The sequence below is a fragment of the Shewanella zhangzhouensis genome (genome assembly GCF_019457615.1).
Taxonomy (GTDB): domain Bacteria; phylum Pseudomonadota; class Gammaproteobacteria; order Enterobacterales; family Shewanellaceae; genus Shewanella; species Shewanella zhangzhouensis.
Map to the genome: position 1 here is coordinate 2,773,963 of NZ_CP080414.1, position 16,448 is coordinate 2,790,410.

Consider the following 16,448-nt stretch of genomic DNA (forward strand, 5'->3'; position numbering starts at 1 on the left):
TCTTGTCTGTTTAATGCTTAACCTCAGTGGCTTGCCCCGGCGCTACCGGGGCTGACCCATTATTCCCTATCTTTATAGATGGCGAACAGTGATTCATTTTCAACTAGCTGGTCGCGGGTGAGTACAAACACCCCGTCGCCACCTCGCTCAAAGCTGACCCAGGTAAAAGGCACTTCAGGGAATTGCTCCATCAGATGCACCATGGAGTTACCCACTTCCACTACCAGAATGCCCGATGGCGTCAGGTAGTCGGCGGCGTTGGCCAGAATACGCTTGGTGATGTCCAGGCCATCGCGACCGGAGGCCAAACCTATGGCTGGTTCGTGGTGGTACTCGTCCGGCATATCGCCGATGTCTTCTTCATCCACATAGGGCGGGTTGGACACAATCAGATCGTACTGGGGACCTTTTTGGATAGCAGAGAACAAATCAGACTGCATTGGGAACACCCGTTCTACCAGACCATGGGATTCCACGTTAATCTGGGCCACATCCAATGCATCTTCGCTGATATCCAGCGCGTCCACTTCGGCTTCCTCAAATGTGTGGGCACAGGCGATGGCAATGCAACCACTGCCGGTGCACAAATCCAGAACCCGGTTCACCGGTTTGTTGTAGAGCCAAGGGCCGAAACGGTCTTCTATCATTTCGGCGATGGGCGAACGTGGCACCAGTACCCGCTCGTCCACATAAAACTCAAGACCGGCAAACCAGGCGCGGTTGGTCAGATAAGGCACTGGCAGGCGCTCACGTACCCGGCGGATAATCAGCTCAACGATTTTGTGTTTTTCGCTGCTGGTGAGATTGGCGTTAATGACTTCACGGCCCAAATCGTCAGGCAGGTGCAAGGCATGAAACACCAGAGCGACAGCCTCATCCCAGGCATTGTCGGTACCATGACCGTAATACACCTTGGCATCGTTAAAACGACTCACGGCCCAACGCAGCATATCGCCAATGGTGCGAAGCTCGGTAACGGCTTCATCAACAAATATCTTATCCAAAACAAGCTCCCGCTCTAAGGTTTGCGGGCATTGTAACTGAACTCTGTTCTCTTGGCACAGGATTCAATAAAATAGCGCCATGACTAAGATTATCTCCCACGAAGGCCTGGAAGATTTTCAGGCGCTGGTCGATGGCATTCGCCCTCTGACACAGGATAAACAACACTTTGGTACGCCGCTGAAAACCAAGGCCGAGCTCACTGAGCAGGCGCCACAGCTCGCGGCCAACCATTATTTCTCCGATACCTTTCAGCCGCTGTTGCCGGTAGATGGTCCCATGCGTTGGCGCGCCGATCACGCGGATAATCTGGTGCTTAAACGCCTGCGCCGGGGTGACTATGTGCCCGATCTGATTCTGGATGTGCATGGTATGCGTCAGACCGAAGCCAAGCTGGAGTTGGCTGCCCTGATTGAAGCGGCGATTCGCGAGCAGTGCCAGTGTGTCAGTGTGATGCATGGCTATGGCACTGGGGTGCTGAAACAGCAGATACCCCTTTGGCTTGCACAGCATCCCAAGGTGCTGGGATTTCATCAGGCGCCCAAAGAATGGGGTGGCGATGCAGCGCTGCTGGTGTTGATTGACCTGGGCGACCAGCCCCACAGGCGCTAACCGACCCATGCTGCTGGATTAAGGTACAAACGCAACTCAGGTACTGATGACTAACCCAAAATAAAAAGCAGCCAAATGGGCTGCTTTTTATCTCTGAAACTCTTGCTTTTAGGCTCTGGTGCGCACTGTTCAGCTGATGGTGTGGGGGTTGTGCATCCACACCTGATGGCATTGCTCGGCGTGCTTATCCAACAAGCAAACGCCTGAAGTCGCAAACAGTGGCGGCTCGATGCCGGCTACCAGCTCGCTCACCAGATACCCCAGCAATGGCATGTGCGAAATCACCAGTACCTTATCCGCCTTGTATTGCTCGGCATAAGCAAGGATAAGACTCGCTGCCGTAGCCGGATCGGCTGAAGGTACCAACTCATCGGCCGTGACCCACTTGCGGGGTTCAGGGAAATGGGTTGCTACTTCCTGCCAGGTCTGCTGTGCCCGCAAATAAGGACTGACCAGTACCAAATCAAAATCGGTAACGAGACGATTCAAAAAGTTACTCATGAGCCGGGTATGATAACGCCCGGTATCGGTAAGGGTACGGTCTCTGTCGGATTGGGCCTGATAACCGGCCTCGCCGTGCCTCATCAAAAATAGCTGCATACTTCTTTTGCCGCCTCAACTGTTATTTCGCGCCAATTGTAGCCCGAATTGATACTGTGACAAACTGAAAAAGCGTTAATCTTTAGTCGACAGTCCCACGGATTGTTTGCCAAAAACCTGTCTGCCTATCAATATATAACGAACCCTTGCCGACGGAGACTTGCCTTGCCAGTCAACCAGTTCCCTCTCACCAGTCCCAACGATCACCGTCAATACCAGTATCTGGTTCTCGACAATGCGCTGAGGGTACTGCTGGTTTCGGATCCACAGGCAAGTCAGGCAGCGGCCTCCATGGCCGTGAATGTCGGCCACTTTGACGACCCAGCTCAGCGCCTGGGTATGGCGCATTTTTTGGAGCACATGCTTTTTTTAGGCACCGAAAAATACCCGGACCCGGCCGAGTATCATGCGTTTATCAATCAGCATGGCGGCAGTAACAATGCCTGGACGGGCACTGAGCACACCAATTTCTTCTTTACGATCAATGCCGACGTTTTTGATGAGTCACTGGACAGGTTCAGCCAGTTTTTTATTGCCCCGGCCTTTAACCGTGAGTTGGTTGACCGCGAACGGCAAGCCATTGAATCTGAATACAGTCTTAAGCTTAAAGATGACGTGCGCCGCATGTATCAGGTGCATAAGGAAACGGTAAATCCGGCCCATCCCTTTTCCAAGTTTTCGGTAGGAAATCTTGATACCCTTGGCGGGGATCAGGATGAGCTGCGCGAAGAACTGCTGCAGTTTTACCAGACCCATTACAGTGCCAACCTGATGACCTTGTGCCTGGTTTCACCCGAGCCACTCACCGCACTGGATTCTATGGCACGACAGTACTTTGGGGCTATTAAAAATACCGGACTTAAGAAGCGTTACCCCGAGGTGCCGCTGTATACAGACAACGAACTGGGCACCTGGGTGCAGGCCATTCCGCTCAAGGAGCAAAAACGCCTTACCCTCACCTTCCCCTTGCCTGGCATAGATAGATTTTACCGTCATAAACCCCTGACTTTTTTAAGCCATCTTCTGGGGAACGAAAGTGAGGGCAGCCTGCAGGCTCTGCTCAAAGAAAAAGGCTGGGTGAATCAACTCTCTGCCGGTGGCGGTGTGAATGGTTACAACTTCAAGGATTACAACATCAGTTTCCAGCTGACCGACAGGGGCCTTGGCAAACTGGACGATATCATTCGCCTGACCTTTGAATATCTGGAGATGATTAAATCCGAGGGACTTGAAGAATGGCGTTATCGCGAACGAGCAAGCCTGCTTAAACTCGCCTTTCGTTATCAGGAACAAATCAAGGCCATTGATTTGGCGAGCCATTTGTCAATCAACATGCATCATTATGGCGTCGAAGATCTGATTTTCGGTGACTATCGCATGGACGGACTGGACATCGCAGAGTGCGAGTCGCTGCTGTCACAGATGTCACTGGATAACATGCGCGTCCAGTTGGTCTGCCAGGAAGTTGATACCAACCGGCAGGCGAACTGGTATCACACGCCGTATGCGTCCAGACCGCTTGAGGAGCAAGAGCTTAGCCGCTGGCGCCCCAAGGGGGATACCAATGGACTTAGGCTTCCTGAACCAAACCCCTTTATCGTTGAAGATGCACAGGCACGGCCAGATAAAAGTCTCTCACCGGTGCCCACCGTGGTCGCTGAAGCAACAGGTTACAGACTGTGGCACAAAAAGGACGACGAATTTAATGTCCCCAAGGGACACCTGTTTTTATCGCTCGACTCAGAGCAGGCCAGTCAGGACCCGCGCAACGCCGCTCTGACCCGCCTGTATGTGGAAATGCTGCTGGACTACCTCACCGAGTACACCTATCCCGCAGAAGTCGCTGGCCTTAATTACAACATCTACCCCCATCAGGGTGGATTAACCTTGCATTTGAGCGGTTTCACCGGCAATCAGGAAACCTTACTCGCGCTGCTTATCAGTAAAGCCAGAGAACGCAACTTCACGCAGGAGCGCTTCAATGTCATCAAACGGCAGCTCCTTCGCAGTTGGTACAATGCAGCCCAGGCAAAGCCCATTTCTCAGCTCTTTACCAGCTTAACGGTTACCTTGCAGCGGCGCTCCTATGAGCCACTGCGCATGGCCGAAATGCTGGAAGAATGCACGCTGGAAGATTTGCATGAGCACGTTAGGGCGTTTTACGAAAAAATCTACCTCGAAGGCTTGGTGTATGGTGACTGGCTCACTCAGGAAGCCAAGGCACTGGGGCACCGCCTGAGCCACATCTTATCGCTGGTCTCCACACCAAGTGGCGAGTCTGCCAGGGAGCTGGTTAACCTAACCGGCAAAGGCACCATGCTGCGCGAGCTCACTATTAGCCATCAGGACAGCGCCATCATTGTTTACTACCAGTCTCCGAGTGCGACCCCAGAAAAAATGGCACTGTTTGCGCTGATGAATCACACAATGTCGTCCACTTTCTTCCATGAGCTCAGAACAGAGCAACAACTTGGCTATATGGTCGGCACCGGCTATTTGCCACTTAACCGGCATCCGGGAATGATTTTTTACATCCAGTCACCGTCGGCGGGGCCATTGCAACTTCTTGAAGCCATTGACGAGTTTATTGCTGACTTTAGCTACGCGGTCATGCAAATCACCAAAGAGCAGTGGGAATCCACCAAGACGGGCCTCATTAACCAGGTGATGGAACATGACGCCAATTTAAAGACCCGGGGACAACGCTATTGGGCAAGCATAGGTAACAAGGACTACGGGTTTAATCAACGGGAATTGGTGGTGGCCGAAATCGAAAAACTGACACGTGCCGACCTGATTAAATTCATGATGCAGCGCATGCGCACCAAGCACTGCGACCGCTTGGTACTCTTCAGTACCGGGGAGCAACACAGGCACCTACAGGCGTTGAGTTCAGACAAGATGATCACAGACCTGCGGACCTTTAAACTGCATTCGGACAAATTCCATTTGTGAAAGGACACTGGCGTAACAGTGGGGTTAACTCCTGATTGAGCCATCCATACACCTTAAAAAGAGCATCAGGAAACAGCTATTCGCGACCAATCGTAAGGCAATGTCAATAAACCAGATGTTGCAACGCACCAACTGTTAACTGTGGTCCGAGGCAAAACTCAGCACTCTATACATCACCCAAAACCAGCACACACTAATGCAGCGCTCACCGAACGTGTGCTTTTTGTGCATCTGATTGCCTTGAAAAGAAAAATTATTCTCAAGTGTTTTGACAAATCAGCACATTTCTGAAAAAGTGAGATAACACTTAAGTGCAATCTTTGTACGCATAAAACCTACAACATATGAAGATTCAATCATTCAGAGCGATTGGGCTCCTCTTACTACTCTCCGTAGCACTCCTTTCACAGAGTTCTCATGCGTCCCCGACAACCCAAGATTCGTCTTTTGTCTTAGATGGTAAATATCTAGGTGTTGAAGAAGGTTTGAGCCAAACAACGGTAACCTCCATAGTTGAGGATGCTGAAGGCTATCTTTGGTTTGGTACTTTAAATGGGTTAAACAGATATGATGGGAATTCAGTAAAGCAGTTTTTTCAACATTCCGAATCTGGTTTAAAAAGCTCATTCATTCAATCTATTGAAGTTATAAATGAAACATTGTTTATTGGAACAGATTCCGGACTTCATCAATATGTTCCAGAACTAGAAAGATTCCAATTATTTGATGGAATAACTGAACCTATCTGGTCCATTTCAAAATTGGATAACAAGATTGCATTAGGTTTGGATAATGGGTTTTCCATTATAAATCCAGAAAAAAAATCAAATGAATTAAATTACCGAAACAGCTCACTAAAAGGCATTAAAAACGTTGTTAGAGACAATGATAGCCTTCTTCTAAGAAATTATAGCGAATCACTCTACACATTAAGAAGTGATAAAATTGAAAAAATTGCAGACAATGTGCAAGATCTACATATTACAAATAACAAGAAGATAGCTCTAATACACAACGAAATAGACATCGATGGGGTTAACACACATATTTCCGCAGATGCTTTAGATATTTTTGAAGATCATATTTATTTCATAAATCGAAGTACGTTATTTTACGCAAATAGTTCGTTAGAGGGCATTACAGAAATTGGCCTACTAAATGACCTAAAAAACCTTGACCCATCAAAGTTAAAAGTTACAAAAAACTATATCGTGATAATAGACAAAAATAATGGCGTCTATTTAATAAGTAGGAAAAAAATATATACCAAAACGCTAAACGCATCAAATAATGCCGTTTGGAATTTAAAAAAGCATAATGATGAAATAATTATCTCAGACGATAATACCAAACTAAAAATAATAGACTTGAAACTCAACCCTATAAAAGAAATAGAAACGAAAATATTAGGCCCAAAAATTATAATCCCTTACAAGGAAAATTACTTTATTGGTGCGACTGATGGACTATATATAGTTAGGGATAACATCACCTCAAAAATCGATGATCATAAAATCACTTCCGGTATCATTTCCGATGACATATTGTATGTAACAACCTATTCTAATGAGGTTATTGCATATAACGCGGAAAATCACGAGATAGCGGCAAAAACAACTATTAAGGAAGAACAGCAACCACTAGAAATTGAAATTTTAGATAATTTCATTTATGTGGCACACCAAGGTGGTTTATCTAAAATATCAAAAGACCTAAATAACCAAGAGCTTATATACCCGCATGAAATAGTATTTTCTCTAAAATCATCGGGTGAAAAACTTTATTTTTCCACTCAATCAGGCCTTTACAGCTATGAAAATGGGAATATATTGAATGCTTTTAAATCTGCAAACCCAATTTACTCCGTAAACATCTCAAAGCAAAAAATAATACTAGCTACCTCTATCGGAAAATATTACAAATTACAAGGTGAATCACTACTAACCTATAATAGTGAGTTTGGTAGCCAAAATGAGTACAATACACAAAGCACTATCAATACAGAAAAATATTTTTTAGCTGGCGGAATGAGTGGAGTAAGTGTTATACCGATAGAAATTGAAGATACACATTTGGAAAAAGTAAATGTTAGCTTGACTGATTTTTCGCTTTTTAATGCTCCCGTAACGATTGGAAGCGATATTTTACCCAAAGGGTTGAAAAGTATAGATACTCTGACATTAAAATACTCTGACTACCCATTTTCTATAAAATTTAAGTCACCCTCAAGTGGCCTCAAGAATATCAACTATTTCTACAGACTTAATGGCCTTTCCGATAACTGGCTTTCATCAGAAGGAAGTAATCAAGCAACTTACACAAACTTATCCCCTGGAAAGTATAGTTTTGAAGTTTATGCTGTTAACCCAGTAACTAATCGCCCAGGAGATAAAGTTTCTTTAAGTATCAGTGTGACACCCCCATGGTGGATGTCCCTTGAAGCGAAAATTGCCTATGCCCTGATTTTTCTCCTTATTACTTCAGGCATTATCAAAGCTGCTCTACGTAGACGTGAAGTTCAGAGACAAATCGCCATCAGTGAAGAGCGTCTCAAATTATCCCTGTGGGGCAGTGGCGATGAAATGTGGGACTGGGACATAGAAACCGGAAAAATTTATCGCTCCAACATCTGGGGTTCTCTTGAGTTCCCTAAGGATGGTCATCGTTCAGGCAAAGATGACGAAGAGAGTAATATTCATCCACAGGATCAGGAGCGGGTACGCGAGGCTCTCAATCGCCACTTTTACGGTGAAACCGATCACTTTGAAGCGGCATACCGTGTCAAAGGTAAGGATGGTCATTGGGTCTGGATTTTGGACAGGGCCAAAATTGTTGAGCGAGACGACAGTGAAAACGCCCTGCGTATGACAGGGACAATCAAAAACATCAATAATTTCAAACAGGCTGAAGAACAGTTGCGGCTTTTCGAACGTGCCATCGAAAATATCTCTGAAGGCATGTTTATTCTCGACAATGAATTCAGGTTTGTCGAAGTCAACGAGGCGTGCTGCGACATCTGTCTGATGGATAAAGACAGTTTTATTGGCACCCAACTTCAGTTCAGTTGCTACCCTGATGCCTATTCCGAGCAGGTACGGATTATTCTTCGCCAACAGGGGCGTTGGAGCGCTGAGGTGGAATCCCGCCGCGGAGACAACACCACATTCCTGATGGAGCTCACCGTAGATGCCATCTACGACGAACAGGGCACACTGAGCCACTTCGTTGGAGTATTCTCCGATATTTCCAGACGTAAGCAGCAGGAAGAAGAGCTAAGAAAACTGACCAACAACGATTTGCTGACCGGTCTGCCAAACCGTTCCAACCTTCAGGTATCGTTGAACAACTTGGTGAAAAAAGATACTCACCATACCCTGATGGTACTCGACTTAGATAACTTCAAAAAAATCAATGACTCACTGGGACACCAAGTGGGTGACGAGTTGTTACAGCTTGTTTCCAAACGCATGTCAGCCGCACTGCCGGGCCATACCAGCCTCTATCGTCTGGGCGGCGATGAGTTTGCAGTCCTGCTCGACAAAGACCCGGATATCGGCAGTGCCGCTGCAATAGCCAAAGGATTGGTGGATGCCTTTATCGCACCGTTTGAACTTGCCGGGGAAAAACTGGTAGTGGGCGTCAGCATCGGTATCGTGCTCTATCCGGAAGATGAGCAAAACGAGCAGGCGCTGCTCAGAAAAGCCGATATCGCCATGTACCACGCCAAATCAGCCGGTGGTAACAGATACCAGTTTTATTCCGAATCACTTAATCGAAACGCACTGCGTCAGCTGGAAGTCGAAAATCTAATTCGTGACGGTCTCAGGGACGATCTCTTCGAAGTTTATTACCAGCCTAAAGTCGATTTAAGAAACTCCCGTATGGCCGGTATGGAAGCCTTGGTGCGACTGAATCATCCTACTCAGGGTTTAATACCGCCGTCAGAGTTTATTCCGTTGGCAGAAGAGACGGGACTCATTGTTGAAATTGGCGACCTGGTGATGCGTAAAGCCTGTTTTGCTGCCCAACGCTGGCGTGAGCAGGGCCTGTTTGATGGGCGCGTTGCCGTCAATTTGTCGTCACGCCAGTTTGCATTAACTGATTTGCAACAACGTATAGAGTCAATTTTACGTCTGACCAAACTACCTGCGGCCAATCTCGAATTAGAAATTACCGAAGGCACCGTGATTAAGCAGCCTGAAAAGGCAATCAAGGTGATGCAGCAACTGGCCAAGATGGGGGTTAGCCTGGCGCTGGATGATTTCGGTACCGGTTATTCGTCGTTGTCCTATCTCAAGCGCTTTCCAATCCATACGCTGAAAATCGATAAGGCGTTTGTGGATGACATAGATAAATCCGACAGGGATCTTAAGATGGTAGACTCCATCATCACCATAGCCCATAACATGGGACTGACAGTGGTAGGTGAAGGCGTAGAGGTTCCCTCGCAGCTGAATATTCTAAGAGCACTGAAATGCGAAGAGGTTCAAGGGTATATCTACAGTAAAGCAGTCCCTGAAGCCGAATTTACCACGCTGCTGAAGCAGGATATGGGTGAATTCCTGAACCAAAAATACAATCAGCGATAGATTTTCATCAATTTGCCAACATTGGCACAACACCTGCAATAAGTCTCTCAGTGTCAATAATCAATCACTGAACTGAGAGACGATAAAAATGATCAAAGGAATTCTGACTACTGTTGCCCTGATATCTGCAGCTTTTGGTGGTGCCAACGTTTCACAAGAGACACAGTTTGCTGGTTCACCACATATTCGCTACAACGAAGGGTCACCACATATCCGTTATGTCGCCGGATCGCCACATATCCGCTATATCGCCGGTTCGCCACATATCCGCTATATCGCCGGTTCGCCACATATCCGCTATACCGCCGGTTCACCACATATCCGCTATACCGCCGGTTCACCACATATCCGCTATACCGCCGGTTCACCACACATCCGCTATACCGCCGGTTCACCACACATCCGCTATACCGCCGGTTCGCCACATATCCGCTATACCGCGGGCTCACCACACATCCGTTACACCCAAACTGCCTAAGCAGCGGAAACTTCAAGGGAGATTAGGTTATGTTTGATTCAATCAAGAAAGCACTGGGTCTGGCCAAGCAAGAACGCAAAAAAGTGAAACTGCCAAAGGGCATCACTGAGCTTCAGGTAGTTAATGCCAAAGGTTGGTGGAATTGAGTTTCCCCGCGCCCAACACAAAGGGAGCCAGAAGGCTCCCTTTGTCGTTTTAATATCAGGTGAATTGGTTCAGCAGCGGAAATCATGCCCCGACAATAGCCCTGCCCTGCGTGCATTCAAGCGCTTGTGGGTCGTAAAAAGCGGATATCCTACAGGCCCCATAAGGGCGCCAACAAACGCCCAGCGCTTTACCGGCATCCCCTGGGAAAACGCCAAGACTCCCAGATACCAGGCAGAACCCAAACTCATCAGCAGGACCAACAGCATCAACATAGACTACCTCTGTAACGTTACGGCGCATCCTGCCAAGTTCAATTCTTGACATCCAATTCAGTATCGCGGCCGACGAGTCTACCCCAAAGACCCATCAAAATCGAACACTTTTCAGGCAAAAGTTTGCCTTGCGGCAATAAAAAAGCGGCATTGAATTGCCGCTTTTTTAATCAGGAGTGGAGCGGTTAATAGAACGCTTTACCCTCAGCCGCCATAGTTTTGAGCAGTGCTGCTGGCGCAAACCTGTCACCATACCTGCTCTGATAACCTTCGAGCAGGCTCACCATCTTCGCGGCGCCCAGGGTGTCCATATATCGGAAAGGACCACCCAGGAACGGTGGGAAGCCAATACCAAAGATAGCGCCAATATCTCCATCACGTGGAGAGGCAATGATGCCCTCCTCTAGGCAGCGCACGGCTTCATTCAGCATTTGCACCACACAGCGCTCAGCGATTTCACCGGCTTCTTTCCCGGTTGCCGGTGTTAAGCCAAGCAGGCTGTAAACACTTTCGTCGACTTTTTTACCTTTTTTGGCTGCTTTACCGTAGAGATAGAAGCCTTTGCCGTTTTTACGCCCTTTGCGATCGTCGGCCATAAGCTTGTCAAACGCAGCCGGGGCTTTGAATCGCTCACCCAGTTCCTTTTCAAGAATGGGCGAAATTTTGGCGCCTACATCAATGCCGACCTCATCAAGCAGTGTCATGGGGCCGACCGGGAAGCCAAACTTCACCAGCGCCTTATCCAGATGGTCCACCGCCTGACCTTCAAGCAGCAGCTGCGCCGCCTCGTTCATATAGAGCGCGAGAATGCGATTCACATAAAAACCGGCGCAGTCTTTAACCACAATTGGGGTTTTACCTTGCTTACGGGCAAAAGCAACCGTAGTGGCAATAGTCTCAGGCGAAGTTTTCTCGTGGGCAATCACTTCCACCAGCGGCATTTTTTCCACCGGCGAGAAGTAATGCAGGCCAATCACGTTTTCAGGACGGCTGGCCGCCTCGGCGATTTGGGTGATTGGCAACGACGAGGTGTTGGAGGCAAAAATGGTGTGCTCACCACACTCTTTCTCAATATCGCGCACCATCTGATGCTTGAGATTCAGATCTTCAAATACCGCCTCAATCACGATATCGGCATCTTTCACACCACGGTATTCGGTGGTGGTGGTCATCAGTGACATCAACTTGTCACGTTCTGCCGGTGTCATATGACGGCGCTTCACGCCTTTATCCAGCAGCTTGTAGGCATAGCCAAGGGCATTGGACAGGCCCTTCTCGCTGATGTCCTTCACCCGCACCGGCACTTTGGCCTTGGTAGTAGTCACAGAGGCGATACCGCCCCCCATCAGGCCGCCGCCCAGCACTACGGCTTTAGCCACCTTGCGCGGCTTTACATCACCGGCACCGGTTTCTTTTTTCATTTCGGTTGTAGCAAAGAAAATAGAGCGCAAAGCTGCCGACTCGGGAGTGGCCACCAGGGCGCCAAAGTGCGCCGCTTCCACTTCCAGCCCTTTCTCCATTCCCTTGGCCATACCTTCGCGCACGCAATCGATGATTTTCAGTGGCGAAGGATAGTTGCCCTGGGTCTTTTTCAGTACCTGCTTGGTGGCCTGATCGAACATGATGTTACGACCAACAGGCGTGCCTTCCAGCAGTTTGGTCACCAGCGGTTGCTTCAGTGGCTTGCGGGGCTTTTTACCGGCAAGCGCCATCTCAATGGCGGTATCGAGCAGAATCGACTGAGGCACCACATCGTTTACCAGTCCCATTTTGATGGCCTGTTTGGGGCGCACCTGCTTACCGGTAAGCATCAAATCGAGCGCTTTGGCTATGCCAATCAGGCGTGGCAAACGCTGGGTTCCACCGCCACCGGGTAACAGGCCCAACTGCACCTCTGGCACACCAAGCATGGTTTTGCTGCTGTCGCTGCACACCCGCTGATGGCACGCCAAAGCCAATTCCAAACCACCGCCAAGGCAGGCACCATGAATGGCGGCTACCACGGGAATATTCAGCGCTTCCAGCTCGGCAAACACATGATGGCCCTGACGGGACAGCAATCTTGCGTCTTCTGCGGTTTCACAGGCATCCAACATGGAAATATCGGCACCGGCCACGAAGGAGTCGGCTTTGCCGGAAATCAGAACCAGACCCTTGATGCTGCTATCCGCTTTGATCTCCTGCAATATCGCGGTGATCTCGGGAGCAAACTGCGCCTTCAGGGTGTTCATGGTTTCACCCGGCACATCCATGGTCAGCAGCGCAATACCGTCATCACGGCGGCTGAGGCTAAATGTCTTTTCCATTTTCTGTTACTCCACTTCCAGGATCATTGCCGCACCCAAACCACCGGCCGCACAAGCGGTAGTCAAACCCACACCACCACCGCGGCGCTTGAGCTCGTTACACATCTGGGTAATCAAACGGGCGCCGGTTGCCGCAAAGGGATGGCCATAGGCCAGGGAGCCACCCAGCACGTTGAATTTGCTCATATCGATTTCACCGATAGCGCGGTTTTGGCCAAGCTTTTCTTCGGCAAACTTTTTGGACCCAAACATCTTCATATTGGCGAGCGCCTGAGCCGCAAAGGCCTCGTGCATTTCAATCAGCGTCAGGTCCTCCAGCTGCATACCGGCACGCTTGAGCGCCATGGGGGTGGCGTAGGATGGCCCCATCAACATGTCTTCCCACACATCGATGGCGGCGAAGGCGTAACTCTTGATGTAACCGATTGGGGTATAGCCCAACGCCTTGGCACGGCCTTCACTCATGAGCAAAAGCGCCGAGGCGCCATCGGTCAAAGGGGTGCTGTTGGCGGCGGTCACACTGCCGTGCTTGCGGTCAAACACCGGACGCAGCTTGGCGTAAGAGGCCAAATCCGAGCTTTCGCGGATGTTGTTGTCTTTTTCAATGAACTGGTTGTACGGCGGCACGTGAGCCACCATTACTTCGTTTTTCATCACGCCGGAGGCCCAGGTCTGGGCAGCCAGGGTATGAGAGCGGTGGGCCATGGCATCCTGATCGGCACGGCTGATACCGTGAGTCTTGGCCATCTGCTCAGCGGTCTGGCCCATAGAGAGGCCAGTGGAGTATTCGGCCACCGCTGGCGGCACCGGCAGCAGGTCTTTGATGCCGAGACGGCGGAAAATAGCCAGTTTCTGGCCAAATGTTCTGGCCTTGGTCAGGTCAACCAGGGCGTGTGCCAGCTTTTTGGACACCCCGATAGGCAGAACAGAAGAAGAGTCAGCGCCACCGGCAATACCAATTTCGATATTGCCGGTCATGATGCTTTCAGCAATGTTGACTGTGGATTGGAAACTGGTAGCACAAGCCCGGGTAACACTGTAGGCATCGGTGGACACATTCATACCGGTGCCCAGCACGATTTCGCGGGCAATGTTTGGCGCGGCCGGCATTTGCACTACCTGGCCGTAGACCAGTTGCTCCACCAGCTTGGGGTCAAGCTCGCTGCGGCTTAGGAGTTCGTTCACCACCATCTTGCCCATGTCCAGAGCCGAAACCCCGTGGAATGCAGTCGCCTGCTTGGCAAATGGGGTTCTCAGGCCCGAGACGATGGCGATACGCTCGCCTCTGGCATTGGTTACCTGTTGTCTGTCACTCATTTGTCACCCTCTTTATTCTCCGCATCCGGCCGCTGTCCGGTTGCTGCTGTTTCCTTGCTGACCTGACGACTCAACAGGTCTGACCATTAAAAGTGTGACCCGATTCTAACTTCTTGTCATCGGGTTTTAAACACTTGTTTGCATTTTTGCCACTAGCCAAGGGGTAAGGGAATTTTTTACCATAGGGGATGTCTCAAGCTTATCAATAGAATAAATCGAGTTGCATCATGCCTTTGAGCCGTTTTCAAGCCTTAAGAAAATACCTGAACACCCTGATTTTGGGTCAGCCTGTTCTCACCGAAAACCTGCTTATCGCGCTGGTTGCCAATGGTCACCTGTTGGTTGAGGGCCCACCGGGTCTGGCCAAGACCCGCGCGGTCAAAGCCTTGTGTGATGGCGTGGAAGGCGACTTTCACCGAATCCAGTTTACCCCGGATTTGCTGCCAGCGGATTTAACCGGTACCGACATCTATCGTGCCCAAACCGGCACTTTCGAATTTGAGTCAGGGCCCATCTTCCACAACCTGATTCTGGCCGATGAAATCAACCGGGCGCCAGCCAAGGTGCAATCGGCGCTGCTGGAGGCCATGGCAGAAGGCCAGGTCACAGTGGGGAAGAAGAGCTACAAACTACCCAAATTCTTTTTGGTGATGGCCACCCAAAACCCGCTGGAAAACGAAGGCACTTATCCGCTGCCCGAGGCTCAGCTTGACCGATTTTTGATGCATCTGAATCTCGACTACCCCGATGCCCAAACCGAGAGGCTTATCCTCAAGCTGTCCCGGAATGAAGCCTTGCAGGGCGAATTGCCCTCGGTGGAGCCCATCGCACAGGCAGATATCTTCGAGGCCCGTACCGAGGCATTGGAGCTCTATCTGGCCGAGCCGCTGGAGCAATATATTGTCGACATCATTATGGCGACCCGTGAGGGCCATAAGTACAGCGAAGAGCTGGGCAACTGGCTCGATTATGGCGTCAGCCCCAGGGCCAGTCAGGCACTCGAGCGCTGCGCCCGAGCCCGCGCCTGGCTCGATGGCCGCGACTTTGTGTCGCCGGAAGATATTCAGGCCGTAGCCCCCAATGTGCTGCGCCACCGTTTGCTGCTGAGCTTCCGTGCACAGGCGGAAGGTATCAGCGCCGATGCGGTGATTGACCACATTTTGTCTCAGGTGGCCGTGCCCTGATGCGAGGCCCAATGTCTGCGCTTAATGCGTCTATCCCTACCCTGCCGCTCTTTGCCGACGGGGTGCATCTGGATACCCCGGAGCTGTTGGCCTGCCAGGAGCTTGCCAGGGCGTTGCCGGATTTGCGCAGTCAGGCCCGCGCCGGTATGGCTGGCCACAGAGCCAGCCAAATCAAAGGCAGGGGTATGGAATTTGCCGAAGTGCGCCAGTATCAGAAAGGCGATGATGTGCGCACCATCGACTGGCGTGTTACCGCCCGCACAGGCAAGACACACACCAAACTCTTTGTGGAAGAGCGTGAGCGCCCTGTGCTGCTTCTGGTGGATTTAAGTCACAGCCTCTATTTTGGCTCCACCCTGATGTTGCAGGCGGTTCAGCTTTGCCATTTGGCCACCACCCTCGGCTGGCGTGCCATAGGCCATGGCGATCGCATTGGTGCCCTTATCGCCAGTGAACATGAACACCTGGAGCTGAAACCCAGAAGCCGTAAATCCGGCATGTTGCAGCTCATCAGCGCGCTGACCGAAGTGCATCGTCATCAGTTAACTGCCTTTGATGCCACACCACGGGACCCTGAACATTTGCTGCGGGCCTGCCAGCGGCTGGAGCGCATCGCCAAACCCGGTTCGCTGATTTGGCTGCTGTCTGATGGTTCAGGTTTCAGCGAGGCCTGCGTCGGTCCCTTGATGAACCTAAAACGCCACTGCGAGCTTGGCGCCTACCTGGTCACAGATCCCCTCCGTGATGGCCGCCTTCCTATGCCCGATAACCTGGCGCTGCCGGTGCGCGAAGCCGGCAAAGAGAAGCTTCTCGACCGCAGGGGCTACCAGACTTGGCTTGAGCGCCAAAGAGCGCAGGCCAAGGCGTTTGAACATCTCACCCAGCGGCTGGGCATCGCACTGAAAACCGTCGATGCAGGCCAGCCGCTCTCGGCCCAGTTGGACATATTGCGTTAATACCATGGTAAATCCCTCGGCAACTCCTGC

Annotated in this window: 10 protein-coding genes; 6 read left to right on the top strand and 4 right to left on the bottom strand. The window is 50.3% G+C overall.

Translation table 11 applies throughout. The features are described 5' to 3' along the window. Positions 1-59 precede the first annotated feature (59 nt). The gene (prmB, locus tag K0H63_RS12070) at positions 60-1,004 is read right to left on the bottom strand and encodes a 50S ribosomal protein L3 N(5)-glutamine methyltransferase (protein WP_220064894.1); all 945 of its coding nucleotides are present in this window, start codon (positions 1,002-1,004) and stop codon (positions 60-62) included. 79 nt (positions 1,005-1,083) lie between these two features. Between prmB and smrB the strand changes: the two genes are divergently transcribed. After that, positions 1,084-1,614 (top strand): endonuclease SmrB, encoded by a 531-nt coding sequence (smrB, locus tag K0H63_RS12075; RefSeq protein ID WP_220064895.1) that lies wholly within the window; start codon positions 1,084-1,086, stop codon positions 1,612-1,614. 129 nt (positions 1,615-1,743) lie between these two features. Here the strand turns inward: smrB and sixA are convergent, their stop codons facing one another. After that, positions 1,744-2,214 carry a phosphohistidine phosphatase SixA gene (sixA, locus tag K0H63_RS12080; RefSeq protein ID WP_220064896.1) on the bottom strand — a complete coding sequence of 157 codons (471 nt, stop codon included), beginning with the start codon at positions 2,212-2,214 and terminating at the stop codon, positions 1,744-1,746. A 165-nt stretch (positions 2,215-2,379) separates the two neighbouring features. Between sixA and K0H63_RS12085 the strand changes: the two genes are divergently transcribed. From K0H63_RS12085 to K0H63_RS12095, 3 genes are all read left to right on the top strand, one after another. Then, a complete protein-coding gene (locus K0H63_RS12085) occupies positions 2,380-5,169 on the top strand; it encodes an insulinase family protein (protein ID WP_220064897.1) in 2,790 nt (929 codons plus the stop codon). 485 nt (positions 5,170-5,654) lie between these two features. Next, positions 5,655-9,758, top strand: a complete 4,104-nt coding sequence (locus tag K0H63_RS12090; RefSeq protein ID WP_350355111.1) for an EAL domain-containing protein — start codon at positions 5,655-5,657, stop codon at positions 9,756-9,758. A gap of 88 nt (positions 9,759-9,846) precedes the next feature. After that, on the top strand, positions 9,847-10,236 hold the full coding sequence (locus K0H63_RS12095) for a hypothetical protein (RefSeq protein WP_220064899.1): 390 nt from the start codon (positions 9,847-9,849) through the stop codon (positions 10,234-10,236). Between the two features lie 604 nt (positions 10,237-10,840). On the opposite strand, the gene fadJ is transcribed toward K0H63_RS12095, so the two are convergent. Together fadJ and fadI are read right to left on the bottom strand one after the other, a co-directional pair. Continuing rightward, a complete protein-coding gene (gene fadJ / locus K0H63_RS12100; RefSeq protein ID WP_220064900.1) occupies positions 10,841-12,961 on the bottom strand; it encodes a fatty acid oxidation complex subunit alpha FadJ in 2,121 nt (706 codons plus the stop codon). 6 nt (positions 12,962-12,967) lie between these two features. Continuing rightward, the gene (fadI, locus tag K0H63_RS12105) at positions 12,968-14,278 is read right to left on the bottom strand and encodes an acetyl-CoA C-acyltransferase FadI (protein WP_220064901.1); all 1,311 of its coding nucleotides are present in this window, start codon (positions 14,276-14,278) and stop codon (positions 12,968-12,970) included. Between the two features lie 227 nt (positions 14,279-14,505). On the opposite strand from fadI, the gene K0H63_RS12110 reads away from it, so the two are divergent. Next, positions 14,506-15,462 carry an AAA family ATPase gene (locus tag K0H63_RS12110; protein ID WP_220064902.1) on the top strand — a complete coding sequence of 319 codons (957 nt, stop codon included), beginning with the start codon at positions 14,506-14,508 and terminating at the stop codon, positions 15,460-15,462. Positions 15,463-15,473: 11 nt separating this feature from the next. Further along, complete coding sequence (locus K0H63_RS12115) at positions 15,474-16,418, top strand: DUF58 domain-containing protein (RefSeq protein WP_220064903.1); 945 nt, start codon at positions 15,474-15,476, stop codon at positions 16,416-16,418. Positions 16,419-16,448: the final 30 nt, after the last annotated feature.